The organism is Mesorhizobium sp. P171375 (genome assembly GCF_057786075.1).
This window is the reverse complement of the sequence record NZ_JBYNWF010000001.1, coordinates 5194743-5219224: the sequence shown is the minus strand read 5'-3', so window position 1 is coordinate 5219224 and position 24482 is coordinate 5194743. Positions and strand designations below refer to the sequence as shown.

General features: G+C 62.6%; 24 protein-coding genes. 11 read left to right on the top strand and 13 right to left on the bottom strand.

The window, feature by feature from the left end; translation table 11 throughout:
* The first annotated feature begins 75 nt into the window (after window positions 1-75).
* Both ACYHH6_RS25455 and ACYHH6_RS25450 read left to right on the top strand, forming a co-directional pair.
* Window positions 76-2637: a GcvT family protein gene (locus ACYHH6_RS25455; protein ID WP_352587942.1), complete on the top strand. Its 2562-nt coding sequence runs from the start codon at window positions 76-78 to the stop codon at window positions 2635-2637.
* Window positions 2638-2731: 94 nt separating this feature from the next.
* Window positions 2732-3580 (top strand): DUF1194 domain-containing protein, encoded by an 849-nt coding sequence (locus ACYHH6_RS25450; protein WP_352587945.1) that lies wholly within the window; start codon window positions 2732-2734, stop codon window positions 3578-3580.
* A gap of 4 nt (window positions 3581-3584) precedes the next feature.
* Here ACYHH6_RS25450 and ACYHH6_RS25445 read toward each other — a convergent pair whose 3' ends face one another.
* A complete protein-coding gene (locus ACYHH6_RS25445; protein ID WP_352560327.1) occupies window positions 3585-4523 on the bottom strand; it encodes a GlxA family transcriptional regulator in 939 nt (312 codons plus the stop codon).
* Between the two features lie 229 nt (window positions 4524-4752).
* Between ACYHH6_RS25445 and ACYHH6_RS25440 the strand changes: the two genes are divergently transcribed.
* Window positions 4753-5184 (top strand): hypothetical protein, encoded by a 432-nt coding sequence (locus ACYHH6_RS25440; protein WP_352588225.1) that lies wholly within the window; start codon window positions 4753-4755, stop codon window positions 5182-5184.
* 186 nt (window positions 5185-5370) lie between these two features.
* Here the strand turns inward: ACYHH6_RS25440 and ACYHH6_RS25435 are convergent, their stop codons facing one another.
* Entirely contained in the window at window positions 5371-5556 is a 186-nt protein-coding gene (locus ACYHH6_RS25435) for a hypothetical protein (RefSeq protein ID WP_352587948.1), read from the bottom strand.
* Between the two features lie 203 nt (window positions 5557-5759).
* On the opposite strand from ACYHH6_RS25435, the gene ACYHH6_RS25430 reads away from it, so the two are divergent.
* Window positions 5760-6659 carry a LysR substrate-binding domain-containing protein gene (locus ACYHH6_RS25430; protein WP_352587950.1) on the top strand — a complete coding sequence of 300 codons (900 nt, stop codon included), beginning with the start codon at window positions 5760-5762 and terminating at the stop codon, window positions 6657-6659.
* A 1-nt stretch (window position 6660) separates the two neighbouring features.
* On the opposite strand, the gene ACYHH6_RS25425 is transcribed toward ACYHH6_RS25430, so the two are convergent.
* The 10 genes from ACYHH6_RS25425 to ACYHH6_RS25380 all read right to left on the bottom strand — a co-directional run bounded on the left by ACYHH6_RS25425 (window position 6661) and on the right by ACYHH6_RS25380 (window position 15759).
* Window positions 6661-7626 carry an alpha/beta hydrolase gene (locus tag ACYHH6_RS25425; protein WP_352587952.1) on the bottom strand — a complete coding sequence of 322 codons (966 nt, stop codon included), beginning with the start codon at window positions 7624-7626 and terminating at the stop codon, window positions 6661-6663.
* A gap of 252 nt (window positions 7627-7878) precedes the next feature.
* Window positions 7879-8052, bottom strand: coding sequence for a hypothetical protein (locus tag ACYHH6_RS25420; RefSeq protein ID WP_352587954.1), 174 nt, complete (start codon window positions 8050-8052; stop codon window positions 7879-7881).
* A 175-nt stretch (window positions 8053-8227) separates the two neighbouring features.
* Window positions 8228-10357, bottom strand: a complete 2130-nt coding sequence (locus ACYHH6_RS25415; protein ID WP_352588216.1) for an ASKHA domain-containing protein — start codon at window positions 10355-10357, stop codon at window positions 8228-8230.
* Window positions 10308-11282, bottom strand: coding sequence for a methyltetrahydrofolate cobalamin methyltransferase (locus ACYHH6_RS25410; protein WP_352587956.1), 975 nt, complete (start codon window positions 11280-11282; stop codon window positions 10308-10310). Before ACYHH6_RS25410 ends, ACYHH6_RS25415 begins: the two co-directional genes overlap by 50 nt.
* A gap of 77 nt (window positions 11283-11359) precedes the next feature.
* The gene (locus ACYHH6_RS25405; RefSeq protein ID WP_112565255.1) at window positions 11360-12451 is read right to left on the bottom strand and encodes a methylenetetrahydrofolate reductase; all 1092 of its coding nucleotides are present in this window, start codon (window positions 12449-12451) and stop codon (window positions 11360-11362) included.
* Window positions 12448-13059, bottom strand: a complete 612-nt coding sequence (locus tag ACYHH6_RS25400; RefSeq protein ID WP_352560236.1) for a methylenetetrahydrofolate reductase C-terminal domain-containing protein — start codon at window positions 13057-13059, stop codon at window positions 12448-12450. The genes ACYHH6_RS25405 and ACYHH6_RS25400 overlap by 4 nt, the downstream gene beginning before the upstream one ends.
* Window positions 13052-13354, bottom strand: coding sequence for a virulence factor (locus ACYHH6_RS25395; protein WP_352560238.1), 303 nt, complete (start codon window positions 13352-13354; stop codon window positions 13052-13054). Before ACYHH6_RS25395 ends, ACYHH6_RS25400 begins: the two co-directional genes overlap by 8 nt.
* A 191-nt stretch (window positions 13355-13545) precedes the next feature.
* Window positions 13546-14328, bottom strand: a complete 783-nt coding sequence (locus ACYHH6_RS25390) for a formyl transferase (RefSeq protein WP_352587958.1) — start codon at window positions 14326-14328, stop codon at window positions 13546-13548.
* Window positions 14329-14440: 112 nt separating this feature from the next.
* Window positions 14441-15016 (bottom strand): DUF4893 domain-containing protein, encoded by a 576-nt coding sequence (locus tag ACYHH6_RS25385; protein WP_352587960.1) that lies wholly within the window; start codon window positions 15014-15016, stop codon window positions 14441-14443.
* A 113-nt stretch (window positions 15017-15129) separates the two neighbouring features.
* Window positions 15130-15759: a DUF1638 domain-containing protein gene (locus ACYHH6_RS25380; RefSeq protein ID WP_352587963.1), complete on the bottom strand. Its 630-nt coding sequence runs from the start codon at window positions 15757-15759 to the stop codon at window positions 15130-15132.
* A 65-nt stretch (window positions 15760-15824) separates the two neighbouring features.
* Here ACYHH6_RS25380 and ACYHH6_RS25375 point away from each other — a divergent pair, with 65 nt between their 5' ends.
* Window positions 15825-15965, top strand: coding sequence for an EncA/B family entericidin (locus tag ACYHH6_RS25375; RefSeq protein WP_352587966.1), 141 nt, complete (start codon window positions 15825-15827; stop codon window positions 15963-15965).
* Window positions 15966-16057: 92 nt separating this feature from the next.
* On the opposite strand, the gene ACYHH6_RS25370 is transcribed toward ACYHH6_RS25375, so the two are convergent.
* Window positions 16058-16756 (bottom strand): corrinoid protein, encoded by a 699-nt coding sequence (locus tag ACYHH6_RS25370; protein WP_013531175.1) that lies wholly within the window; start codon window positions 16754-16756, stop codon window positions 16058-16060.
* Between the two features lie 260 nt (window positions 16757-17016).
* Here ACYHH6_RS25370 and ACYHH6_RS25365 point away from each other — a divergent pair, with 260 nt between their 5' ends.
* The 6 genes from ACYHH6_RS25365 to ACYHH6_RS25340 all read left to right on the top strand — a co-directional run bounded on the left by ACYHH6_RS25365 (window position 17017) and on the right by ACYHH6_RS25340 (window position 24243).
* Window positions 17017-18591: a trimethylamine methyltransferase family protein gene (locus ACYHH6_RS25365; RefSeq protein ID WP_352587969.1), complete on the top strand. Its 1575-nt coding sequence runs from the start codon at window positions 17017-17019 to the stop codon at window positions 18589-18591.
* A gap of 89 nt (window positions 18592-18680) precedes the next feature.
* Window positions 18681-19364 (top strand): hypothetical protein, encoded by a 684-nt coding sequence (locus ACYHH6_RS25360; RefSeq protein WP_435053380.1) that lies wholly within the window; start codon window positions 18681-18683, stop codon window positions 19362-19364.
* A gap of 114 nt (window positions 19365-19478) precedes the next feature.
* On the top strand, window positions 19479-20210 hold the full coding sequence (locus ACYHH6_RS25355; protein WP_352587972.1) for a dienelactone hydrolase family protein: 732 nt from the start codon (window positions 19479-19481) through the stop codon (window positions 20208-20210).
* A gap of 58 nt (window positions 20211-20268) precedes the next feature.
* A complete protein-coding gene (locus ACYHH6_RS25350) occupies window positions 20269-21447 on the top strand; it encodes a BaiN/RdsA family NAD(P)/FAD-dependent oxidoreductase (RefSeq protein WP_352587975.1) in 1179 nt (392 codons plus the stop codon).
* 79 nt (window positions 21448-21526) lie between these two features.
* Complete coding sequence (locus ACYHH6_RS25345) at window positions 21527-22087, top strand: RNA polymerase sigma factor (protein ID WP_352587978.1); 561 nt, start codon at window positions 21527-21529, stop codon at window positions 22085-22087.
* 2 nt (window positions 22088-22089) lie between these two features.
* On the top strand, window positions 22090-24243 hold the full coding sequence (locus ACYHH6_RS25340) for a vWA domain-containing protein (RefSeq protein WP_352587981.1): 2154 nt from the start codon (window positions 22090-22092) through the stop codon (window positions 24241-24243).
* Window positions 24244-24482: the final 239 nt, after the last annotated feature.

The window sequence follows — 24482 nt, the reverse complement described above, 5'->3', positions numbered from 1 at the left end:
CCGCGTCGTCTGCATATTGTGCGCCATTCGAACGGGCGCGGACGCGCCCGCTTTATCCCCTTGGAGTCGCGGGCAATGGCAGAGTTTCCGAAACAGGCGAAGGTCGTCATCGTCGGCCTGGGTGGTATTGTCGGCGCATCGATCGCCCATCACCTGATCGAACGCGGCTGGACCGACATTGTCGGCATCGACAAGTCGGGCATCCCGACCGATATCGGCTCGACCGCGCATGCCTCGGACTTCTGCTACACGACGAGCCATGATTTCCTGTCCTGCTGGACGACGCTCTATTCCATCGATTTCTACGAGAAGATGGGCCATTACGCGCGCATCGGCGGCCTCGAAGTCGCCCGCGTCGGCGACGACAGCCGCATGGACGAGATCAAGCGCAAGATCGCTTCGGCCAAATCCTTCGGCACCCGCGCCCGGCTTATCGAGCCGGCCGAGATCAAGGAAAAATTCCCGCTGATCGAAGAGTCCATGGTGCAGGGCGGCCTGTGGGATCCGGATGCCGGCCTCGTCATTCCGCGCTCGCAGACGGTCGCCGGCAAGCTGGTCGACCAGGCGGAAGCGTCGGGGAAACTCAAATCCTTCGCCAACACGCCGGCCAAATCCCTCATCGTCGAAGAGGGCCGCATCAAGGGCGTCGTCACCGACCGTGGCACCATCATGGCCGACTATGTCGTGGTCTGCGCCGGTATCTGGGGCCGGCTGATCGCCGAGATGGTCGGCGAAGACCTGCCGGTGATGCCGATCGACCATCCGCTGACCTTCTTCGGCCCCTACAACGAGTTTGCCGGCACCGGCATGGAGATCGGCTGGCCGCTGCTGCGCGACCAGGGCAATTCGGCCTATATGCGCGACACCGGCGATCCCAAGACGGCCGAGGGCGGCCAGATCGAGTGGGGCTATTACGAGGAGACCAATCCGCGCCTCTGCCATCCGCGCGACCTCCTGGAAAAGGACCAGGCACGGCTGTCGCCGTCGCAGCGCGACCTCGACATGGAGCAGATCCTGGCGCCGCTGGAACGCGCCATGGAACTGACGCCGATCCTGGGCGAGCTCGGCTACAATGAAAGCCATTCCTTCAACGGCCTCTTGCAGGTGACCGCCGATGGCGGCCCGTCGATGGGCGAGAGCCAGAAGGTGAGGGGCCTGTGGTATGCCGTCGCCATCTGGGTCAAGGACGGGCCCGGCATGGGCAAGCTGATCGCCGACTGGATGACCGACGGCCGCACCGAGATCGACCATCACGCCATAGACTATGCGCGTTTCTACCCGTACCAGACCAAGGAACAGTTCATCTGGGATCGCTGCACCGAAACGGCGATGAAGGTCTACAATCCGGCGGTGCATCCGCGCGAGCCGTTCTCCAAGGGCCGCAACATCCGCCGCTCGCCGTTCTGGGAGCGCGAGAAGGAGCTCGGCGGCTACTTCATGGAGCTGGGCGGCTGGGAGCGCGCGCATGGTTACGCCGCCAACGAGCACCTGCTGGAGAAGTATGGCAACCGGGTTCCCGTGCGCGAGAACGAGTGGGACAACCGCCATTTCTGGCGCGTCTCCAATGCCGAGCACCTGGCGATGAGCGAGGATTGCGGCATCGTCAACCTGTCGCATTTCTCGATGTATGACATTGAGGGTCCCGATCATGTCGCGCTGCTGGAATGGCTATGCGCAGCCAAGATCGGCGGCGACAACAACATCGGCAAGGGCATCTACACCCACTTCCTCGATGAGGAAGGCATGGTGCGTGCCGACTTCACCGTGATCCGCATGTCCGACCGCTGCCGTCTGATCGACGGCGCCGACGCCGGCCCGCGCGACTTCCGCTACATGCAGCGCACCGCGCAGGACAAAGGTTTTGATGTCACCATCACCGACGTGACGGAGAAGTTTGTCACCATCGGCATCTGGGGTCCGAACGCCCGCACGACGCTGCAGAAGGTGGTCGAGAATCCGGACGGCCTGTCGCTCGAGAATTTCCCGTTCGCGGCGATCAAGCCGGTCAGGATCGGCGGCAAGGATGTCACCGCCTTCCGCATCTCCTATGTCGGCGAGCAGGGTTGGGAATTGCATATGCGCTACGAGGACGGTCTCGCCGTCTGGGACGCGCTGCGCTCGACCGGCGTGATGCCGTTCGGCGTCGAGACCTACGCCAACACGCGGCGTATGGAAAAGAGCCTGCGGCTGCAGAACGCCGACCTCCTGACCGAGTACAATCTGCTCGAAGCCGATCTCGCGCGTCCAAAGGTCAAGGAGAACGATTTCTGCGGCAAGGCGAAACACGTGGAGTACCGTGCCCGTGAGCACCAGCCGGCGATCCTGTGCACGCTGGTGATGACCGAGAACGTCGATTCCAAAGGCGTCGCCCGCTATCCCGTCGGCACCATGCCGGTGATGGATCCGAAGACCGGCGAGACGCTGGTCGATGAACTCGGCCGCCGCTCCTTCACCACCTCCGTGGCCTATGGCCCGACCATCGGCAAGAACATCGCGCTCGCCTATCTGCCCCGGGCCTATGCCCAGGAAGGCCGTAAGCTCAGTGTCGAGTATTTTGGCGAGACCTATCCCGTCGAGGTTGCTGGTGTCGGCTACAAGCCGCTCTACGATCCGGAGAATTTGAAGCCGAGAAGTTGAGCGGACGCCGCAATCGCGGAAGTATGAATGCAAAGCCCGGCTCATAGCCGGGCTTTTTCCTTTGTCAGTCGCCGATTCTCGCTTACCTTGGGGCATGTCTGCATTTTCGCGCGCACGACATCTCCTTTCAGGCAGCGCCGGGCTGGCGCTGGTGGTTTGGCTGACACCACCGATTGAGGCCGCCGAGCCGGTCGATGTCGAACTGGTGCTGGCTGTCGATGTGTCACTGTCCATGTCGCCGGGTGAACTCGAAATTCAGCGTCACGGCTATGCGGCTGCGCTGACACACGACAATGTGCTGCAGGCCATTGCCGACGGCGCCTATGGCAAGGTTGCCGTCACCTATGTCGAATGGGCGGGAGCGACCGCGCAGCAAGTCGTCGTGCCGTGGACGGTGATCGCCAGCCGGGCCGACGCCGAGCGGGTGGCGGCGCAGCTTTCCGCCCATCCGCCGGCCAGCGCCCGGCGCACCTCGATTTCCGGCGCGCTCGAATTCGGCAGCGATCTTTTTGCCGAAAGCGGCTTCCGGGGGACAAAGCGCGTCATCGATATTTCCGGCGATGGCCCCAACAATCAGGGCGCGCCCGTCGACATCACCCGCGACGCGGTGGTCAAGCAAGGCATAATCATCAACGGCCTGCCGCTGATGACGCGCGGCGGTGGGTTTGCCGGCGCCTACGACGTCAACAATCTCGATCGCTATTATAGCGACTGCGTCATCGGCGGTCCCGGATCCTTCATGATCCCGGTCAATGACTGGACGCAGTTTCCCGAAGCCATTCGCCGCAAGCTGGTGCTGGAGCTTGCCGGCCCCGCTTCGCCGCAATGGGCTCGGGAGGAAGCCACTCATCCGCCGGCGGTGCTGGCGCAGGACCGGCCCACTGACTGCCAGGTCGGCGAAAAGATGTGGCGCGACCGCAGCTGGATGTTCGACGCTCACTAGGGACTCAGGCGGCCAGCAACTGCTTGCGGTCGACGCGCTCCTGTTGCGGCGAGCGGGCGTAGAGCTCGCGGTAGCATTTGGAGAAGTGCGAGGCCGAGACGAAGCCGCAGGCGACCGCTACCTCGACCACCGGCATCGACGACTGGATCAAGAGGTGCCGGGCGCGGTCGAGGCGGATTTCGAGATAGTAGCGGGCAGGAGACCTGCCCATCTCGGTACGGAACAGGCGCTCGATCTGGCGGCGCGACAGGTCGACATGGTCGGCGATCTCGATCAGCGACAGCGGCTCGGAGAGGTTGCCTTCCATTAGCTCGATGATGGTCAGCACCTTGGAGTTCTGCACGCCGAGGCGGGCGCGCAGCGGCAGGCGCTGGCGGTCGGTCGGGCTGCGCACGCGGTCGGTCAGCACCTGCTCGCAGACGCGGTTGACCAGATTGTCGTCGAAGTCGTCGCCGATCAGCTTCAGCATCATGTCCAGTGCTGCTGTGCCGCCGGCGCAGGTGTAGATGTTCTGGTCGATTTCGAAGAGGTCGGCAAAGACGTTGGCCTTCGGGAAGGCCTCGGAAAAGCCCGGCAGGTTTTCCCAATGGATGGCGCAACGCTTGTTGGAGAGCAGGCCGGCGGCGGCAAGGATATGCGCGCCGGTGCACAGGCCGCCGACGGCGACGCCTCTGTTATACTCCTCGCGCAGCCAGGCGAAGGCCGACCTGTTCTGGTAGCGCTCGACATTCACGCCGCTGCAGACAATGGCCATGTTCGGCCGGTCCGGTCCGGCCATCTTCTTGCGCTCTTCCTCGAGCGAGGTGTTGACCGCGCATTCGACGCCATTGGAGGCGCGCACCGGCTTGCCGTCGATGCTGGCGAGGCGCCAGCGATAGGCCTCATAGCCAAGCATGCGGTTGGCCGAGCGCAGCGGGTCGAGCGCCGTCGCAAAGGCAATCATGGTGAAGTCGGGGACGAGGAAGAATACAAACGATCGCTTGATCGGATGCTTTACGGCGTTCAAGGGAACCTCACGCAGCCATGGCGCGAACAGGATGTCGCGAACAGCATAGCGACATCAGGAAAAACCATTCCTGTCAATCGGCTAGGCGGCCAAGTGGCAACTAAATTTGCGACATGGGTCGCAAATGGGCAATTGTCCGGGATGACGGGCAAAGGCTGCCGCCGGAATGAGCATCGCTATCCCGCAACATCGGCTTCAGAACGAAAAACGCCGCCTCGGTCAAACCGAAGCGGCGCTGTTATCGACTGTCGACAGCGGCAGGGAGCGCTGCGCGGTAGTCGTGATCTCAGGCGACGAAGCCAAGGCGCACCGCGTTCATAGCGCCGGTCTGGCCGGGCATGGTGTTGGCAAGGCGCTGGCGCTCGAGAGCGGTGGTCAGGTTCATTTCGCGGCGGGGGAAAAGGCGGGCAAAAAGCTTCATCATCATCTCCTATCGGTTGCTCAGACGGGTCGCCTTCGCTTGATGGAGTGGGGCAGCTCGTTTGCTGGCACTGATATAGGCTTGTGTGAGCAGAAACTAAATCGCAAATGCGAAGCGCTTGATATGAAAAGCGACATCAATTGCGACATTTTTGGGCAGATTGCCTTGGATTTGTGATTACTTACAAGGCGTTAATGCAGAAATTGGGCCGGTATGCAGCTTGCTCATATGCGCCATGCAAGGGCGACATGGCTCTGAAATTCATTTGAGTGCAAATAAGTTAGAGAAGGTCTGGGCTAAAACAGAGAAGGCCTGCCGGGCTGGTTCTGCGCGGCAGGCCTTCAGCACATGGTACACAATGGTTTACTTTGCTCCAGCCCAGGATCCGACGCCGTAGCGTGCACCGGTCTTGGTGTCGGCAGCTTCAGGCCAGCCGATATCCTTCTGCAGTTCGATCGGCAGCGAGCGGATCGCACGTTCGGTCTGGAAGCGGGCGCGGGCCGCGCTGAACTCGGTCGCAAGCCGACCGATGGATGACAGGATAGACATTTCATTCTCCTTTGGTTGTGGCACGTCCCGCATGAACGCGTTCTGTAACCGGGATATTCCGCATCGAATGCAGTTTTGTGTCAGGAGCGTTTGAAACCGTGGCACGTCCTGCCTTCGATGGAGTTGACTATCCTCCCAATCTGATGTTCAATCAAACGAAATGGAATGATACTTCACATCAGAAAAATTGAAGGTCGATCCCGATGAACGCCCCACTCAATCACCCGCTGCCGCTGCTCGATCTCGACGTTTTGCGCACCTTTGTGGCCATTGCCGAGACCGGCAGCTTCACCACCGCGGCCAATGCGGTTTTCCGCACGCCGTCGGCTGTCTCCATGCAGATCAAGAAGCTCGAGGACATTCTCGGCCGCTCGGTCTTTGCGCGCGATGCGCGCTCGGTGACGCTGACCACCGATGGTGAGATGCTGCTCGGCTATGCCCGCCGGCTGTTGTCGATCAACCGCGAGGTGGTGTCGAAATTCATCATCCCCGAGATCGTCGGCGTGGTGCGGCTCGGATCGCCGGACGATTATGGTGAGCGCGTGCTGCCGCATGTGCTGAAGCGTTTCGCGCAATCGCATCCGTCGATCGCCGTCGACGTCACCATCGACCAGAGCAGCAATCTGCGCCGGCGCATGGACGATCGGGCGCTCGACATCACGCTGTTGACCAATTCCTACAAGACCAGCGCGCGTGGCGCCGAGGTGTTGCTGACCGAGCCGATTGTCTGGGCCGGCGCCAAGGGCGGCAGCGCGCATCTGCGCGAGCCTTTGCCGGTATCGCTGTGGGAAGAGGGCTGTGCCTGGCGGGCCGGCGCGCTCGATGCGCTCAGCCGTGAGGGCCGCAACTACCGCATCGCCTATATGAGTGCGCATACGGCCGGCCAGCGCGCCGCCATCATGTCGGATCTCGCCGTGGCGCCGTTGCCGAAGTCATTCCTTGGCAACGACATGGTCGAGCTCTGCCCGAAGGACGGCATGCCCGATATCGGCACCTACAATCTGGCGATGGTGGTGTCGCCGGACGCCAGCGCGCCGGTCAAGGCCGTCGCCGACCATATCCGCGCGACCTTCGAACTGTTCCGGGAAACCGGCAAGTTCTGAGTTATTCCGCTGCCTCGGCAGGGCGCGCCGCGAAGGCGGTTCGCGCTCTGCGCCGCGCAGTTGCGCGCCGCCTGGCGGGCTCACCTTCAAGGAAGGTGACGATGCTGTTCCTGGCGCGACGCGCCTCCGGCATCTCGATCAGCGGCCAGACGTGGAACATCCCTTCCTCGTAGACGACGTCGATATCGACGCCGGCAGCGCGCGCCTTTTTGGCGAAGATCAGATTGTCGGGGCTGAGCAGGTCGTGTGAGCCGGTCAGAAGCAGGGTCTGCGGCAGCACCGAGAGGTCGCCGTAGAGCGGGCTGATATGCCAGTCGCTGCGATCGATGCCGGCGCTGTACATGCGGATCGCTTCCAGCCCGCCTGATATACCCAGCCACGGATCGTTGCGTTCCGCCTCGAACACTTCCGGGTTGGAAAGCGACATGTCGAGGCCGGGTGAAATCAGCACGTGGCGCGACGGCAAGGGCAGGCCTTCTTCGGCCGCCATCATGGTCAGCACCACGGCCATGTTGCCGCCGGCGGAATCGCCCATGAAAACGATATCTTCGGCGTCCGTCTTGTCCAGCATCTGCCGGTAGACGTCGCCGACCATGCCGAACATGGCGTGGAAATCGTGTTCGGGCGCGATCGGGTAGATAGGTACGGTGATGCCGAAACCCAGCCGTTCGGCCATCTCGCCGATCAGCCCCCAATGATAGGAGGTGATCTGGAAGACATAGGCGCCGCCATGCATGTAGAGGATGCGCCTGCGCTCGCCGGCCTTCGGCGCGATCTCGTAGACGGGGAAACCATCGACGCTACGCTCGGTGATATGGAGGCGCTCGCGCAGCGATGCCGGAGGATGGTGGTCCTCGGTCTTGCGCGCATAGGCGATCCAGCGCTGCAGGTTTTCGGGGCTGGCAAATGCCTTCTTCCGGCTGTGCCGGAGGATGAAGGAAACGACGTGGCTTTTGAAACTGGGCATTCGAATACACAAGCTCGGCAGCAGCCGACTAAGAGAATTCCCCTACTATTTGGAAGATCGCGCCTCCAGCCGAAATGTCAAGAATCTGGACCAACGCAACACGGTTGTTTGATCGACCGAGTTTGCGGTTTTCCCGCCAACGGCCTCAGCGCCGGGGCAGTAGCGCGGCGCGCAGCTTGATGTCAGGCGCAGCCGGGACCACGCGGCGGCCCCGGCGTTTTGTCAGCAATTTGCATTTGTCGGCGAAGGTCATTAGCGGCCCGAGCCCAGGATCAGGCGCGTCAGGTTGGCCTGGGCGTCGATGCGCGGCGACACGGGCCAGCCAATGTCCTTCTGCACTTCAGGCGGCAGGCTGTTCATGGCCCGCACGGACTGGGCATGCTTGATGGCCGCACGAAAACGGCCGAAACTGTCGAACATCGACATCTTCATTCTCCTTTTGAAGCGTTGTGACGGCGCAATAGTCCGGCCCGCCATTCGGTGTCCGTTAAATGCTTCACGTCTGTATCGGGTGGATTGCGCGAAAACAGCGCTTCGGTTTCCAGATCGGAGCGATCTGGAAACATTTGCATACAAACGAAATTGAAGACTGGCGGCCGGCTTACTCGCGGCTGCGCCTGGCCGCGTGGCCTTCGCGCGAACGCCGGCGTGGGGCAGCGTCGCCGGCGACGCCGTCCTCGCTGACGGTCTTGCGTGGTGGTAGCTTTACCGCCGCCGACAGTTTCGGGAACGGATCGACCTTGTTGGGCAGCGCCATGGCGTAGACGAAATGCTCCTGGAATTTCGGTTCCAGCGCGGTCTCGATCTTCTCGATATGGCTGACCGTGTCCTCGATCTCGCGGCGATAGCCGCGGTTGAGCAGCGCCATGCGCGCGCCGGCGCCGGCTGCGTTGCCGACGGCCGAGACCTTGTCGAGGTCGCAATCCGGGATCAGGCCAAGCACCATGGCGTATTTCGGGTCGATGAAGGAGCCGAAGGCGCCGGCGAAATGGATGCGGTCGACGTGCTCGGTGTTCTGCTTTTCCATCAACAGCTTGGTGCCGGCATAAAGGGCCGCCTTGGCGAGCTGGATGGCGCGCACGTCGGTCTGGGTGATGGTGATCTTGGGTTCGCCTTCCTTCAGCACATAGGAGAAGGTGCGGCCATTGGCGGTGACACGCGGCGAACGCTCGGCGAGCGACCCGTCGACAACGCCATCCTCGGAGATGATGCCGGCGAGATACATTTCGGCCACGATCTCGATAATGCCGGAGCCGCAAATGCCGGTGACGCCGGTGGCTTGGACGCTGTCGAGGAAGCCTGGCTCGTCGGACCAAAGTTCCGAACCGATGACACGGTATTTCGGCTCCAGCGTGTCGGGATCGATGCGCACGCGCTCGATCGCGCCGGGCGCTGCGCGCTGGCCGCCGGAGATTTCCGCGCCCTCGAAAGCCGGGCCGGTTGGAGATGAAGCAGCCACGACCCGCGCACGATTGCCGAGCACGATCTCGGCATTGGTGCCGACATCGACGATCAGCATCATTTCATCCTGGCGGTGCGGACCTTCCGACAAAGTCACGGCGGCAGCATCCGCGCCGACATGGCCGGCAATGCAAGGCAGCATGTAGAGACGCGCGCCCTGGTTGAGTTTCAGGCCGATATCGGAGGCTTTGATGCGCACGGCGCCCGAGACGGCGAGCGCGAAGGGTGCGCCGCCGAGCTCGGTCGGATCGATGCCGAGGAACAGGTGGTGCATGATCGGATTGCCGACGAAGACGCTGTCCAGAATGTCATTGCGCTGGACATTGCCTTCGGCGCAGACCTTGTCGACCAGGCCGGAGATCGCCTCGCGCACGGCGACCGTCATCCCTTCGCGGCCGTCCGGGTTCATCATCACATAGGAGACACGGCTCATCAGATCCTCGCCGAAGCGGATCTGCGGATTGGACGTGCCGGACGACGCGGCGACGCGGCCCGACAGCAACGACACCAGATGCATGGCGATGGTGGTCGAGCCGATGTCGCAGGCCAGTCCATAGGCCTCGTTCTTGAGGCCGGGCCAGAGCGCTATGACGCGGGCAATGTCGCTTTCGGCATCCTTGTGGATGGCGGCGGTAGCGGTCCAGTTGCCCTTGCGCAAAATGCCTTGCACCTGCGGCATCAGGTAGAAATCGAATTCGAGGTTTTTGAAGCCCCAATCCTTCATCAGGGCGATCTTCAGGCGGTCGAGATCGCCGAGCGGCTTGTGCATGTCGGGTTCTTCGATCTCGACATAACACATGCGGATTGCCGCATCGCGGGCGATGACGCGGGTGTCGGCATCCTTGCGGATGGTCTGCGCGTTGATGACCGTGTCCTGCGGCACGTCGATGACGAGGTCGCCGAGGATCTGCGCCGAGCAGGAGAGGCGGCGGCGTTCGGGCAGGCCGCGCACGCGCTCGTAGCGCTCTTCCTTGGCGCCCTTCTGCGAAATATGGTCGTTGGAGGAGACGATCTTGTGTTTGGCGAAATTGCCTTCCTGCACCTCGATCTGGCAGCGACCGCAAGTGGCGCGGCCGCCACAGACGCTTTCGACATAGACGCCGAGCTGGCGCGCGGCGTCGAGCACCGATGTGCCAACGGGAAACCGCCCGCGCTTGCCTGACGGCATGAACAGCACGAGCGGATCGGTAATGTTTGCAGGCGAGTTCACGATTGCGCGCTTATCCTCGAGCCATCCGGGCTTCGCGTCCGCCACGGCGGCGGCCACCATTGGCAGCGCCATCGCCCGGCGCGTTGACCTGCGTCGGCGCGGCAACCGCCTGGCCGCCTTCGGCCGGCTTGTAGTCCTTGTAGGTCCTGATCCAGTTGGTGCAGTTCTCGTCAGTGCCGTTCAGCACATTGGCGCCGCGCACGGCTTCCATTTCCTGCGGGCGCACGGGGTTCATGATCGCCGAGGTCATGCCGGCGCCGATCACCATCGGGATGAAGGCGGCGTTGATGCCGTGGCGGTGCGGCAGGCCGAACGAGATGTTGGACAGGCCGCAAGTGGTGTTGACCTTGAGCTCTTCGCGGAGCCGACGCAGCAGCGCAAACACCTGGCGGCCGGCATCGCCCAGCGCGCCGATCGGCATGACCAGCGGATCGACGACGACGTCATGCGCCGGAATGCCGAAATCGGCGCAGCGCTGCACGATCTTCTTGGCGACGGCGAAGCGGACGTCCGGATCCATCGAAATGCCGGTCTCGTCATTGGAGATGGCGACGACCGGTACATTGTACTTCTTGACCAGTGGCAGGATGGCTTCGAGCTTTTCTTCCTCGCCGGTGACGGAGTTGACCAGCGGCCGCCCCTTGGCGACCTTTAATGCGGCTTCGATTGCGGCGCTGACGGAGGAATCGATCGACAGCGGCAGGTCGACCAGACCCTGGACGATCTCCAGCGTCTGCACCAGCAGCGCCGGCTCGGTGGCGTTGGGGTCGACAGCGGTAACGCCGGCATTGACGTCAAGCATGGTGGCGCCGCAGGCGGCCTGTTCCAGCGCATCCTTGATGACGGTCTCGAAATTGCCGGCCACCATCTCGGCGGCCAGCTTCTTGCGACCGGTCGGGTTGATGCGCTCGCCAATCACGCAGAAGGGCTGGTCGAAGCCGATGATGATCTCGCGTGTCGCCGAGGCGACGATGGTCCGGGTCATGAAGTCTCTCCGCCTGATATAAAGTGCTTCTTTATATCGTGTCTGGTTTCGTTCCAGGGTCTGGTGCTTGGCCGGGCTTAGTGCGCGGTCTTTACCATGTCCACCTGCGTTTCGGTAATCTCGTCATGCAATATGTGGTCGAGCCGGTCGGCGACCATCTGGTCGTCGCGGCGGATCTCGCGTTTCCACGGCTGGCGGCCCTTCAGCACGCCCGATTCATCGACGATCTCGGCGACATATTCCTCCTGGCGATAGGCCATCACATGGACGCCGGCGACGCCGGCGATGTCCTTCACCTCGTTGATGATGTCGATGCAGAGCTGCTTGCCTTCCTTCTTCTGGTCCTGGGCGCCTTCCAGCCGCTTGATGATGGCGTCCGGGATATGGATGCCGGGCACGTTGGAGCGGATCCATTTGGCCGTCTTGGCCGAGGCCAGCGGGCCGACGCCGCACAGGATGAAGACCTTTTCGGTATGGCCGAGATCGCGCGCCTTCTGCATGAAGGTTCTGAACATCGGCACGTCGAAACAGTACTGCGTCTGCACGAACTGCGCGCCGGCGGCGATCTTCTTGCCGAGATGGATCGGACGGAAATCGAAGGGCGGCGCAAACGGATTGACGGCGGCACCGAGGAAGATCTGTGGCGGTGTCGTCAGCTTGCGGCCGGACAGGAACTTGCCGTTGTCGCGCATGATGCGGCAGGTTTCGAGCAGCGACATGGAATCCAGATCGAACACCGGCTTGGCGCCGGGCTGGTCGCCGGCCTGCACACCGTCGCCGGTGAGGCAGAGCATGTTGGCGACGCCCATCGCCGCACCACCCAGCACATCGCCCTGGATGGCGATGCGGTTCCTGTCGCGGCAGGCGATCTGCATGATCGGGGCATAGCCCATGCGGGTCAAAAGCGCGCAGATGCCGACCGAGGACATATGGCAGTTGGCGCCGGAGGCATCGACGGCATTGATGGCGTCGACCCAGCCGTCGAAAATCTTCGCTCTGTTGTAGACGTCTTCCGGATCAGCGCTGTCGGGCGGGTTGAGCTCGGTGGTGACAGCGAATTCGCCGCGGCGCAGCACGCGCTCCAGCCGGCCCCGCGAAGAGTGGCCGGGCAGGGGATCGAGCGGCAGATGGATGCCGGCCGGATTCTCGTCGCGCTGGCGGGCGATCATGCGGCGGCTCCGGTCTTGGCATTGGCCGCAGCTTCGCGGGCTGCTGCCGACTGCGCAGTCACCCGCAGCCAGGCTGAGGTTTCCCGCAGCGACTGGTCGACGGGCTTTTGCACGTCGAGGATCTTGTCGCCATGCACCATGTTCTTGGAGCCTTCCCAGGCCTTGACCCAGACGCAAGGCATGTCGGGCTCGACCTCGCAATTGCCATTGGCGCGCACGCCGCCGCAGGGGCCGTTGCGCAACTGCTTCGGGCAGTTCATCGGGCACGACATGCCGGTCGAGGACAACACGCACTGGCCGCACATGCGGCAGTCGAACATGAAGCCTTTGACGCGTTTTTCGACAAACTTGACCGGGGCCTCGACCCGCCCGTAGCCAATGCCTTTCCACAAAGGATGGAGAAGCAGGAACATGTCGGCGAATCTGGAGTAGAACCATTCGAGCAGGCGCGAATGCCGGATCGACCACAGCCTGACTGCAAACGAGCGCTGCACGCGCCGCTGCGGCGACACATCGGCCGGCTTGTAGTCGGATTTCGGCGCTGCCTTCTTGACCAGGGTGGCCTGGGTAACCGCCGGGCCTTCTTTGGCAGGAGTGGTTTCAGACATGTTCTTTCCCGCCCGCCTTGACCAGAGCGACCAGCCGCTCGCGGTCATATTTCGCGTCCATGTCGTTGAATGCCTTCTCGACCTCGGCTTCAAGATCGTCGCCGACCGGAACCGGATCGGCCTTGCGCCACTCGGCGAGATAATCGTCGGTGCCGCCGGCGCCGGTGCGCATGGCGCACATATCGATTGCCTCGGTGAAACGCAGCGGCAGTTCGCGCTTGGCGTTCTGCCGGCCCTTCTTGACGATCACCTGGGCGGGTATGTCGCGCCAGTAGACGACGATCAGATCGGCCATGAATTCTCACTCCCTGCCGAGCGCAGTGCGTCCGCTTGGACGCACGAAGGACGCTCGACCACTCTATTCAGCAGGTGCGAGCATTGCCGGATGCGCAGTGGGGCTGCTTGTTATGGGACGACGCGCGCGCATTCAAAAGCGACGCTATTGGGAGTCGCAAAAAGAAAGGCGAGATTTCGGGGAATTGCCGGCTACCAGACCCGCCTGGTAAGGCCGGTCCAGAGATAGAACCAGATCGTCGGGTGGTACCATTGTTTCGACGGCAGATCCGGCTTGATGGTCGCCAGCTTGCCGTCCAGCGCATCGCGGACCGCCTCGACACAGATGTCGCGCGAGAATGCCGCCTGCCGCAGTGCATAGCTTGAAATGGTGTCGCCGGTCTCCGGCTTGCCGCGCGCCTGTTTCAGCACGCCGCCGGTGTCGACGCCGGCATCGACCAGATGAACGGTGGTGCCGAAATTTTGCAGGTCGCCAGAAGCCAGCGCCCAGTAGCCGCCATTCATGCCGCGGTATTTCGGCGCGATGCCGGCGTGATAGTTGAGCACCGGGCAAGGCATTTTCGCCAGTGTCTGCCGGGACAAGAGCCGGCAGCCGGCGAGCAGCACCACGCCCGGCCGGATATCGGTGATCGCCTGCAGGCAATCCGGCGCGTTGGCCGAAGACACGTGGACGATCTTTTGTTCCGGCTTCGGCTCGGTCTGCAATTTCTGCCCGGCAATCAGCTGCGCCGCATGGCCGGCAAAGAAGCGTTTGCCCAGCCTGGTCAGCACCATCGTACCGAGCTGGCCGATGGCAGAAAACCAGCCTTGGCGGCGGGCGCGGCCGAGCAGCAATTGCTTTTTGGATTCAGGGTTTTCCAGGATGACGCTGAGAGGGCCTAGACGGTCGGCGATGGCGTTGACGATGGCCCAGATGTGCGGGCCGCCTTCCGTGACGACAACGATCGCAGCACTGTTCTTGTCAGCTGAAGCCATGGCGCGCCTTCTTGCCGGCGCGCAACCGTCTTCCCGTGCGCTGCCTGGCTCAATTCTGTGCCAGGCGGGGTTAAATCTTGATGACCGCCCGGCCGGTGAGAGGCCAGCGGGATCAGCGCTTCAATTCCATGATGTCGAGATGCGATTCGTAATAAGGCGCCGGGAATTCGATGCGCCATGCATTGGCGCTGTTGCGGAACGCGTAGCCGACCTGGTCGCTTTCCGGACCGCTGCCATAGCGCTTTGGTTTGTTGTCATTGACATAACCGGAACCGAGATAGATGGCGCGCTTTTCGCCATCATCGAAGAAACGGCCCGTGGTGCGCTGCGAGCCGCTGATCTTTTCCAGCCGCCAGCCGGAGCCGTCGTCGCTCACCTTGCATTTGAACCAGCCATAGATGACCAGCGGGCCGATGCCGCCGACCTTGATGGTGCGGCATTGCCAGTTGCCGGTCAGATCCTTGTCGGAAAAGGCGACCAGCGGCTTGGCCAGAAGTGCGTTGAGCTCACTGACCTCGGCCGGGTCGCCGGCCTTCGCCTCCTCGAGGGCAGCTTTCCGGGTCTCGCCATATTTGTCGAGGCGCACCTTGTCGGCCGGCGTGATGATCTTCTGCACCTCGCCGTCGGCGCGAGCGGGCAGAGAGAGGCAGAGGAGGCCAAGAGCGGCGAACAGGAGGCGAGGGGTCATCCGGACGTTTCCGTGTTCTGATGGCTGAATCAGCCCATTGCTTGGGCGCACAACTTACCCGTTCGCGGCGGTCTGTCATCCATATTTGACAGCATCGCGGGTCAAGAATCGCTTCAGGCGTGTGCTGCCACCCGCGCGAGTTCGCCTGTGAGGTCGCCATAGCCGGTCGAGCGGCGCTCATAGGCGAGACCGAGCAGGGCAGCGGCCTTCTCGGCAACCTTGTCGAGCTCCGGGTCGTCGGTCTGGGCGATGTAGACCAGTTTCTCGTAGTTGCCGAAATAGTCCTTGATCAGCTCCGGATGCTTGTCGAGGCCGAGCGGCTTCATGAAGAAGGCGTCGAACTGGCGGCACAGGAAATCGGTCATGTAGAACGACATCATGTCGTCGTCGGCGACCTTCGCGTAGGCATCCATGCCCTGATAGAAGGCAAAGCAGTGCGGGCCGGCCATGCGCTCGACGCCGTGCTTCTCCAGCACCCGGTCGAGCAGGCCGCCGGTGCCGCAATCGGCATAGCCGACGAAGATATGCTCATAGCCTTCCGCCTTGGCCTTTTCGATTGCCTTGTCCATCGCCGGGGCGATGCGGTCGGGGTAGAAATGGAACTCCGCCGGCAGGCAGGTCAAGTCGAGATGGTCGAGCTTGAGCTGCTCCTTGACGGCCAAAACTTCGCGCGCAATCATTCCGCAGGCGATGACCAGCAGCCTGTCGTCTTGATTCGGTTTCGTTTTTTGTTTCCTGGCCATGGAACCCGGTCTAAGCGGCCTTCGTTGCTGTGGGGCGAATCTATCGAGAGAGGGATAAACCGTCCATGAAACTGTTACGCGTTGCGCCGATTGCAATCCTTGCCTGCGCCCTGGCGCTTACGGCCTGCGCCAACACCGTCCGCGGCATCGGCCGGGATCTCAAATCGACCGCGAAAGCCGTCGACGACACCGTCACCAAACCCTGACACGCGGACCCTCTGTCACCAACATCTGGTAACAAAAAAGCCGCGCTGCAAGGCGCGGCTTTGATTCTGGCCAGACGCCTTGCTGAAGAAAATCAGGCTGAAGCGCGCACGTTGTGCTTGCGCTTCATGAAGTCCTTGGCGGTCTCGACCGCCACCGCCGCGTCGCGGCAATAGGCGTCGGCGCCGACGGCCTTGCCGAATTCCTCGTTGAGCGGCGCACCGCCGACCAGCACGACATAGTCGTCGCGAATGCCCTTTTCCTTCATCGTGTCGATGACGACCTTCATATAAGGCATGGTCGTGGTCAAAAGCGCCGACATGCCGATGATGTCGGGCTGGTGCTGCTCAATGGCGTCGAGATATTTCTCGACCGCATTGTTGATGCCGAGGTCGATGACGTCGAAGCCAGCGCCTTCCATCATCATGCCGACCAGGTTCTTGCCGATGTCGTGGATGTCGCCCTTGACGGTGCCGATGACCATCTTGCCCTGCTTGGGCGCGCCGGTGGCGGCGAGCAGCGGGCGCAGGATGAACATGCCGGCCTTCATGGCGTTGGCCGACAGCAGCACTTCGGGAACGAACAGGATGCCGTCGCGGAAGTCCTCGCCGACGATGCGCATGCCCTCGACCAGCGCCTCGGTCAGCACCTTGTAGGGCGCCCAGCCGCGCTCGAGCAGGATGTTGGTGCCTTCCTCGATTTCTTCCTTCAGCCCGTCATAGAGATCGTCGTGCATCTGCTGCACCAACTCGTCGTCGGAAAGCTCGGAGAGGATGATCTCGTCGTCGGACATTTTTCTCAGGCTCCTTGCCGCGCGGGATGAGATCGCGGCGGCTCAAATTTATCGCGTCAATACCTAACCCGGCGGGGGCGTGTATCCATAGCTGATTTGCGACTTCCCGCAAAAGGAAAGCGACCGCAAATCTATTGGAATTCTTGTCGATTTTGCGACAGGCGTTGGCGCTGGCGGGCCGTTTCGAATAGGGTGCATGGCTACGATCCGGGCGAGAAGCTGCGATATGCGGCCGCAAACGGTTTTTAGGGAAAACGATCATGAGTGAGAACGCGTCAGTCGACCAGGAAGCGTCCAATGCGCGACGCGGGCGTGCGGCCAGCGGCGGCGCGGCGGCAAGGCGCGCGGCGCGCTCGGGCGGCGGACCGGGCACCCAGCTCACCTACATCAAGCGCAAGATCAACATCTATGAGGTCCTCAACGAGGAAGGTCTGGCGATTATCGAAAACAACACCGATACGGTGCTGGAAGAGATCGGCATCATCTTTCGCGACGACGCCGAGGCGCTGCAGCTGTGGAAAGAGGCCGGCGCCGACGTCAAGGGCGAGCGCGTGCATTTTCCCAAGGGTCTCTGCCGTTCGCTGCTCAAGACCGCGCCGCCCATCTACACCCAGCATGCGCGCAACGCCGAGCGTTCGGTGCAGATCGGCGGCAACGCCACCGTCTTCGCGCCCGTCTACGGCCCGCCCTTCGTGCGCGATCTCGACGGCGTCAGGCGCTACGCGACGATCGAGGATTTCCAGAATTTCGTGAAGCTCGCCTACATGGCGCCATCCATCCACCATTCGGGCGGCACGGTGTGCGAGCCGGTCGACGTGCCGGTCAACAAGCGCCATCTCGACATGGTCTATTCGCACATAAAGTATTCCGACAAGCCGTTCATGGGTTCGGTGACGGCGCCGGAGCGGGCTGAAGACACGGTCGCCATGGCCAAGATCGTGTTCGGCGATGATTTCGTCGAAAACAACACCGTGCTGACTAGCCTGATCAACGCCAATTCGCCGATGGTGTTCGACGAAACCATGCTGGGTGCGCTGAAAGTCTATTCGCGCCACAATCAGGCCTGCATCGTCACGCCGTTCATTCTCGCCGGCGCGATGAGCCCGGTGACGGTCGCCGGCACGCTGACGCAGGTTCTGGCCGAGGTGCTGGCCGGCGCGTCGTTCACGCAGCTGATCCGACCCGGCGCGCCGGTGCTGTTCGGCACCTTCGCCTCGTCGATCTCCATGCAGTCGGGTGCGCCGACCTTCGGCACGCCGGAACCGTCGCTGGTCTCGTACGGTGCTGCACAGCTTGCCCGCCGGCTCGGCCTGCCGTTCCGCACCGGCGGCTCGCTCTGTGCCTCCAAGGTTCCGGACGCACAAGCGGCCTATGAGAGCGCCAATACGCTGAACTCGACCATTCTGGCCGGTACCAATTTCGTGCTGCATTCGGCCGGCTGGCTCGAAGGCGGACTGGCATCCTGCTACGAGAAATTCATGATGGATATCGACCAGCTCGGCATGCAGCAGAAGTTCGCCGAGGGTGTCGACCTGTCGGAAAATGGCCAGGCGATGGATGCCATCCGCCAGGTCGGCCCGGGCAGCCACTATCTCGGCTGCGACCACACGCAGGCGAATTTCCAGACCGCCTTCTACCGTTCCAGCATCGCCGACAACAATTCCTACGAGCAGTGGCTGGCCGAGGGCGAAAAGACCGCGCCGCAACGCGCCAACGAGCTCGCCCGCCGCTGGCTGGAAAGCTACGAGGCGCCTTATCTCGATCCGGGCATCGACGACGGGTTGAAGGACTACATCGCGACGAAGAAGGCGTCGATGGCTGACGCCTTCACTTGAAAGGAGCCCGAGTCAGGCGGGGCTAAAGTCGCCAACATCATCCACAAGGAAGTCTGGCGGAGCGCTTTCTCTGACCCGGACCAAAAGGGATGATTGTGCGCGGCACCGCTGACGAGATAGCGGCCGCGCTTTCCGCCAACGGCCTCATCCTGCGCGGCTGCCTCACATTCGCCGAAGCCGAGGAGGCACCCTCTGGCCTTTCGGGTGCTTCCGCCAAATCAGCCATTTTGGTCGGGCAGGCGGGTGCCGAGCCGTGGCCGCATTTCCTGCGTTGGCGCGAACGGCAACCGCAAGCCATTGCCAATCCGCTCGACACCTGGTCACACCAGGTGATCGGTGCGGTGGCGGAAACATTCGGCGCACGGGCGGTTTCGCCATCCGACAGGCCGTATCTGCCGTTCCAGCAATGGGCGATGCAGGCGGAGGGGCTGAAACCGTCGCCGCTCGGCATTCTCATGCATCCGAAGTACGGGCTTTGGCACGCCTATCGCGGCGCTTTGCTTTTCGAGGACGAGATCGGGGTCGAGGCGTCTCAGGCATCGATTCACCTTTGCGACACATGTGTCGAAAAACCCTGCATGAAATCCTGTCCGGTCGACGCCTATTCGAAGGATGGCTTTGCCTATCAATCCTGCCTCGCGCATGTTCGCGGAGCGAACGGCTCGCCTTGCCGGACCGGCGGCTGCCTCGATCGCAACGCCTGTCCCTATGGCACGGCCTATCGCTATCCCCCTGACGTACAGGCCTTTCACATGGCGGCATTCGCGCGCTGAGTTTCCGTTCCAGCGGCCGGGCGATACGGATTTGTGAACGCGGCGCGCCTTCGATTGACTTGCCCAGCCGTCCGTCCCGGATATGTATCGCGCGACACTCAAACGGAGCGGGCCATGGCCAAGCAGGATATCGAGATCAAGACCGCGGACGGCTTGGCCAAAGCAGGGCTGTTTCGCCCGGCTGGCGCCGCCAAGGCCGGCGCGATCCTCTATATGGACGCCTTCGGGCCGCGCCGTGTGCTGGATGCGATGGCTGAGCGGCTCGCCGGTCATGGCTATGCCGTGCTGGTGCCGGACCTGTTCTACCGCAATGCTCCCTACGGCACGTTCGACGTCAAGACGGCTTTTGCCGTGGAGGAGACGAAGGTGGCGCTGATGGCGCTGGTCACCGGCACGACGCAGGACATGACCATCCGCGACAGCGGCGCCTTTCTCGACGCGCTGGCTTCTGAAGGCATCACCGGGCCGGTTGGCGTCGTTGGTTATTGCATGGGCGGCGGCCGAGCGCTGAATGCGGCGGCCACCTATCCCGATCGGATCGCTGCCGCGGCGAGCTTCCATGGCGGCAATCTGGCGAGCGAGGCTCCCGACAGCCCGCACCGCAAGGCGGCCTCGATCAAGGCGCGTGTCTATGTCGGCACAGCCGGCGTCGACCGCAGCTTTCCGCCGGAGCAGTCGGCGCGGCTGGCGGAAGCGCTCAGGGTCGCCGAGGTCGACCACGTCATCGAGAATTATGTCGGCTCCGGCCATGGCTGGTGCATACCGGACCACGGCTCCTATGATGAAGCCGGCGCCGAACGCCACTGGAAGCGGCTGCTGGCGTTCTTTGCCGAAACGCTGGCTTGACTTCTTACCGTTGGTGGCCTGCTAGAACACCGCAGGTCGAGCGGGAACGAACAGCCTGATGCAATCCTATGATGTCGTGGTGATTGGCGCCGGCGCGGCCGGGATGATGTGCGCCATTGAGGCAGGCAAGCGCGGCCGCTCGGTTCTGGTGCTCGATCACGCGGCAAAGCCCGGCGAGAAGATCCGCATCTCGGGCGGTGGGCGCTGCAATTTCACCAACATCCATACCAGCCCGAAGAATTTTCTCTCGGGCAATCCGTATTTCTGCATCTCGGCGCTCAGCCGCTACACGCAGCGCGACTTCATCGCACTCGTGGAACGCCATGGCATCGCTTATCACGAGAAGACGCTGGGGCAGCTGTTTTGCGATGGGTCTGCGCGCCAGATCATCGACATGCTGGTTTCCGAAATGCAGGACCGGGGTGCGGAACTAGCGGTGTCGACCGAGGTGAGGGATGTCAGCCGGACCGCGGAAGGGTTTACCCTGAGCCTCTCCAGCGGCACCGTCGCCTGCCAATCGCTGGTCGTGGCTTGTGGCGGCAAGTCGATCCCCAAGATGGGCGCGACGGGGTTTGGCTACGAGCTTGCGACGCAATTCGGCCTGGCCGTGGTGGAGACGCGGCCGGCGCTGGTGCCGCTCACCTTCGACGCAAGAACGCTCGAGCGGCTGGCGCCCCTGGCCGGCAATGCCGTCGATGCTGAAGTCGGCTGTGGCAAGACACGGTTTTCGGAGGCGATGCTGTTCACGCATCGCGGCTTGAGCGGGCCGTCCATTCTGCAGATATCGTCCTACTGGCGCGAGGGCGATGAGATCCGCATCGCCATGCTGCCTGGGATGGATGTGGCCGAACAGCTGCGCGCCGCCCGGCGCGTCAATGGCAGGCAAGCGGTGCAGACGGTGCTGGCAAACCATCTGCCGAAGCGTCTGGCACAAGCGGTGGCCGAGCGCACCGGGATTGACGGCAATCTCGCTAATTTGACGGATGTTCAGATGAAAACCGTCGAAGCCGCCGTCAACGACTGGCGCATCAAGCCGGCCGGTTCGGAGGGCTATCGCACCGCCGAAGTAACGCTTGGCGGCGTCGATACCAACGGGCTCGACCAGAAGACGATGCAGGCGAAATCCGTGCCGGGACTGTTTTTCATCGGCGAAGTCGTCGATGTCACGGGCTGGCTTGGCGGCTACAATTTCCAGTGGGCGTGGTCGTCCGGTTGGGTGGCAGGACAAGCCGTCTAGCTTCAAAAAGCGCCTGCCTGAAAAAAATCTTTCCATAACCCCAAGGATTGGCCATTAGCCTTCGTCCAACAGGCAAATGATGGCGATGATGCTGGATGAGAGCGAAGCCTCCGACGCCGAATTGATCGGGCGGGCGAAGGGCGGAGACAGGGGTGCCTTCGGCAAATTGCTGGAGCGGCACTACGACTTCGTCTATCGCGCCGCCTATCGCTGGTGCGGAAAAAAGGCCGATGCCGAAGACATCGCCCAGGAAGTCTGTGTCCGTCTCGGCAAGGCGATCCGCGACTATCGCGGCGGCGGCGCGTTCACGACATGGCTCTATTCCGTGACGATGAACGCGGCGCGCGACATGATGCGCAAGACCTCGCGCGAGAACGTCAAGACCGAGGCCTACGGTGCCTACAGCATGATATCGGGCGAGGCCTCGGCCGAACCCGAAGATCCCACGGAGGCGCTCTGGGCAGCGGTGCGGCAATTGCCGGACAAGCAGCGCGATGCAGTACTTCTGGTCTATGGCGAAGGTTTGAGCCATGCGGCCGCCGCCGAGGCGATGGCAATCTCGGAGACGACGGTTTCCTGGCACATCCATGAAGCGAAGAAACGGCTGAAGACGTTGATGCGTTCAGCCGGGGAAGTGTGACCATGGTCGACGACAACGAACTCAACAGGCTGCGCGATGCAGCAGTACCGGCGCCGGGCGAGAGCGCGAAGGCACGCGCCTTCGAAGCCGCCATGCGCGCCTATGATCAGGAAAATATTTCTGCCGCTACCCAAGGATCGGCCGGCGGGCTTCGTCTCACAGAGCGAGCACAAAAGCTCTGGAGCGAGATCATGCAAAAGAAACTCATTGCCACGCCGGCCATTGCCGGGCTCGTCGCCCTGCCGATCGCCGGATACGCCACCTTTCACATGCTGAGGGAACAGCCGTCGCCGTTCGGCGGCGACGAGAAGATCACCGAAACGTTGGCCGACAAACCGGCAACCAGTGGGCCGGCGATCAACGCACCGGGAAAAGACAAGCAGGCGCCCGAAGGCGACCTGAAGAAGGCCGATGCCGACGCAGAAGTGCGGAGCCGCGACGTCACCGATGCGCTTGTTACGCCGACCGCGCCCCCGAAGACCGAGGCTCCGGCGACGGTGAACCAACGCGAGAACGGCACTTTGCAGACTTACCAGCAGGCGCCTGAGCCTGCGCCAAGCACCGAGGCCGCACCATCGGGTGGCAGAGTTACCATGGGATTTTCACCAGCTGCGCCAGCGGCAGATGGCGCACGGGCCAGCCGTGTCCAGGGGACGGCCGAATCCAAACTGATGGCGCCGCAGCAGCCTTCGACGATGCCGGCCGACCAGATTGCGCCGCAGGAGGAAAACCGCGACCGCGTCGAGGATTTCAAGACCAATCCGGTGCATGCAGCACTTCAGGACCCGGTCTCGACCTTCTCGATCGACGTCGACACGGCCTCCTATTCCTTTGTGCGCGGTTCGCTGAAGCAGGGCTACCTGCCGCAGGCCGACACGGTGCGGGTCGAGGAGATGGTCAATTACTTCCCCTATGACTGGAAGGGTCCGGATTCGGCCTCGACGCCGTTCAACTCGACCGTCAGCGTCATGCCGACGCCGTGGAACGGGCACACCAAGCTGATGCACGTCGCCATCAAGGGTTTCGACGTCAAGCCGGTCGAGCAGCCCAAGGCCAATCTGGTGTTCCTGATCGACGTGTCGGGTTCGATGGACGAGCCGGACAAGCTGCCGCTGCTCAAGTCGGCGTTCCGGCTGCTGGTCAGCAAGCTGAAGGCGGACGACACCATCTCGATCGTCACTTATGCCGGTGATGCCGGCACAGTGCTGATGCCGACCAAGGTCACCGAGAAGGACAAGATCCTCAATGCCATCGACAATCTGACGCCCGGAGGCTCGACAGCCGGCGAGGCGGGCATCAAGGAAGCCTACAAGCTTGCCCAGCAATCCTTCGTCAAGGACGGGATCAACCGTGTGATGTTGGCCACAGACGGCGACTTCAATGTCGGCCAGACTGATGACGAGGATCTGAAGCGATTGATCGAGCAGGAGCGCAAGACGGGTGTCTTCTTGTCGGTGTTCGGCTTCGGACGCGGCAATCTGAACGACCAGATGATGCAGACCATCGCCCAGAACGGCAACGGCACCGCCGCCTATATCGACACGCTGGCCGAGGCCGAGAAGGTTCTGGTCGAGGATGCCTCCTCGACGCTGTTCACCATCGCCAAGGACGTCAAGATCCAGGTCGAGTTCAACCCGAACAAGGTCTCGGAATATCGGCTGATCGGCTACGAAACCCGCGCCTTGAACCGCGAGGATTTCAACAACGATCGCGTCGATGCCGGCGATATCGGCTCGGGCCATTCGGTCACCGCCATCTACGAGATCACGCCGAAGGGCAGTGGCGGTGAGACGATGGATCCGCTGCGCTACGGCGAGGCCACCGTCAACAATGGCGGCGTCGCCAATGCCGACGAATATGCCTTCGTGAAGATCCGCTACAAGCTGCCGAACGAAGACGTCTCGAAGCTGATCACCACGCCGGTGACCTCGGCCAACGAGGTCGAGTCCTTCGACCAGGCCAGCACCGACCAGCGCTTCTCCGTCGCTGTCGCCGCCTTCGGCCAGAAGCTGCGCGACGAGGATGCGACCGCGAAGTTCGGTTACGACAAGATCATGGAGATTGCCACCGCCGCCCGAGGAGCCGACCCGTTTGGGTACAGGTCCGAGTTCCTTTCGCTTGTGCGCCTTGCCTCGGCGCTGGGCGGTAACCGGTAGTGGCAATACAGCCGGTTCCTTTCAGACGGGGGTCGTTCTGATACGGGGGAACCGGCTACGGGCGGGTGAGGCAGGCCGGCGAGGGATCTTTCCCTTGCCGGCCTTTTTTCGGGCCTGGTGGTATTTGGGTGAGCGCCTCGAACAAAGGGTGATGTGCCGGATCGTTAAATTGTGCGGCAATTCCGGAACCGGATCGCAATTTCCTCTTGTTACGAAGAGCTAATACAGGGCTTTGGGGG

Excerpts from the sequence above, each read along its gene's own strand:
- ACYHH6_RS25370 (WP_013531175.1), bottom strand. The coding sequence starts at position 16,756 with ATGTCCGACGACGAGATCATCCTCTCCGAGCTTTCCGACGACGAGTTG.
- ACYHH6_RS25400 (WP_352560236.1), bottom strand. The coding sequence starts at position 13,059 with ATGTCTGAAACCACTCCTGCCAAAGAAGGCCCGGCGGTTACCCAGGCC.
- ACYHH6_RS25385 (WP_352587960.1), bottom strand. The coding sequence starts at position 15,016 with ATGACCCCTCGCCTCCTGTTCGCCGCTCTTGGCCTCCTCTGCCTCTCT.
- ACYHH6_RS25430 (WP_352587950.1), top strand. The coding sequence starts at position 5,760 with ATGAACGCCCCACTCAATCACCCGCTGCCGCTGCTCGATCTCGACGTT.
- ACYHH6_RS25380 (WP_352587963.1), bottom strand. The coding sequence starts at position 15,759 with ATGGCCAGGAAACAAAAAACGAAACCGAATCAAGACGACAGGCTGCTG.
- ACYHH6_RS25355 (WP_352587972.1), top strand. The coding sequence starts at position 19,479 with ATGGCCAAGCAGGATATCGAGATCAAGACCGCGGACGGCTTGGCCAAA.
- ACYHH6_RS25450 (WP_352587945.1), top strand. The coding sequence starts at position 2,732 with ATGTCTGCATTTTCGCGCGCACGACATCTCCTTTCAGGCAGCGCCGGG.
- ACYHH6_RS25375 (WP_352587966.1), top strand. The coding sequence starts at position 15,825 with ATGAAACTGTTACGCGTTGCGCCGATTGCAATCCTTGCCTGCGCCCTG.
- ACYHH6_RS25340 (WP_352587981.1), top strand. The coding sequence starts at position 22,090 with ATGGTCGACGACAACGAACTCAACAGGCTGCGCGATGCAGCAGTACCG.
- ACYHH6_RS25350 (WP_352587975.1), top strand. The coding sequence starts at position 20,269 with ATGCAATCCTATGATGTCGTGGTGATTGGCGCCGGCGCGGCCGGGATG.
- ACYHH6_RS25435 (WP_352587948.1), bottom strand. The coding sequence starts at position 5,556 with ATGTCTATCCTGTCATCCATCGGTCGGCTTGCGACCGAGTTCAGCGCG.
- ACYHH6_RS25425 (WP_352587952.1), bottom strand. The coding sequence starts at position 7,626 with ATGCCCAGTTTCAAAAGCCACGTCGTTTCCTTCATCCTCCGGCACAGC.
- ACYHH6_RS25390 (WP_352587958.1), bottom strand. The coding sequence starts at position 14,328 with ATGGCTTCAGCTGACAAGAACAGTGCTGCGATCGTTGTCGTCACGGAA.
- ACYHH6_RS25410 (WP_352587956.1), bottom strand. The coding sequence starts at position 11,282 with ATGACCCGGACCATCGTCGCCTCGGCGACACGCGAGATCATCATCGGC.
- ACYHH6_RS25365 (WP_352587969.1), top strand. The coding sequence starts at position 17,017 with ATGAGTGAGAACGCGTCAGTCGACCAGGAAGCGTCCAATGCGCGACGC.
- ACYHH6_RS25345 (WP_352587978.1), top strand. The coding sequence starts at position 21,527 with ATGGCGATGATGCTGGATGAGAGCGAAGCCTCCGACGCCGAATTGATC.
- ACYHH6_RS25440 (WP_352588225.1), top strand. The coding sequence starts at position 4,753 with ATGAGCATCGCTATCCCGCAACATCGGCTTCAGAACGAAAAACGCCGC.
- ACYHH6_RS25445 (WP_352560327.1), bottom strand. The coding sequence starts at position 4,523 with ATGATTGCCTTTGCGACGGCGCTCGACCCGCTGCGCTCGGCCAACCGC.
- ACYHH6_RS25395 (WP_352560238.1), bottom strand. The coding sequence starts at position 13,354 with ATGGCCGATCTGATCGTCGTCTACTGGCGCGACATACCCGCCCAGGTG.
- ACYHH6_RS25405 (WP_112565255.1), bottom strand. The coding sequence starts at position 12,451 with ATGATCGCCCGCCAGCGCGACGAGAATCCGGCCGGCATCCATCTGCCG.
- ACYHH6_RS25415 (WP_352588216.1), bottom strand. The coding sequence starts at position 10,357 with ATGGTGGCCGCCGCCGTGGCGGACGCGAAGCCCGGATGGCTCGAGGAT.
- ACYHH6_RS25455 (WP_352587942.1), top strand. The coding sequence starts at position 76 with ATGGCAGAGTTTCCGAAACAGGCGAAGGTCGTCATCGTCGGCCTGGGT.
- ACYHH6_RS25420 (WP_352587954.1), bottom strand. The coding sequence starts at position 8,052 with ATGTCGATGTTCGACAGTTTCGGCCGTTTTCGTGCGGCCATCAAGCAT.
- ACYHH6_RS25360 (WP_435053380.1), top strand. The coding sequence starts at position 18,681 with ATGATTGTGCGCGGCACCGCTGACGAGATAGCGGCCGCGCTTTCCGCC.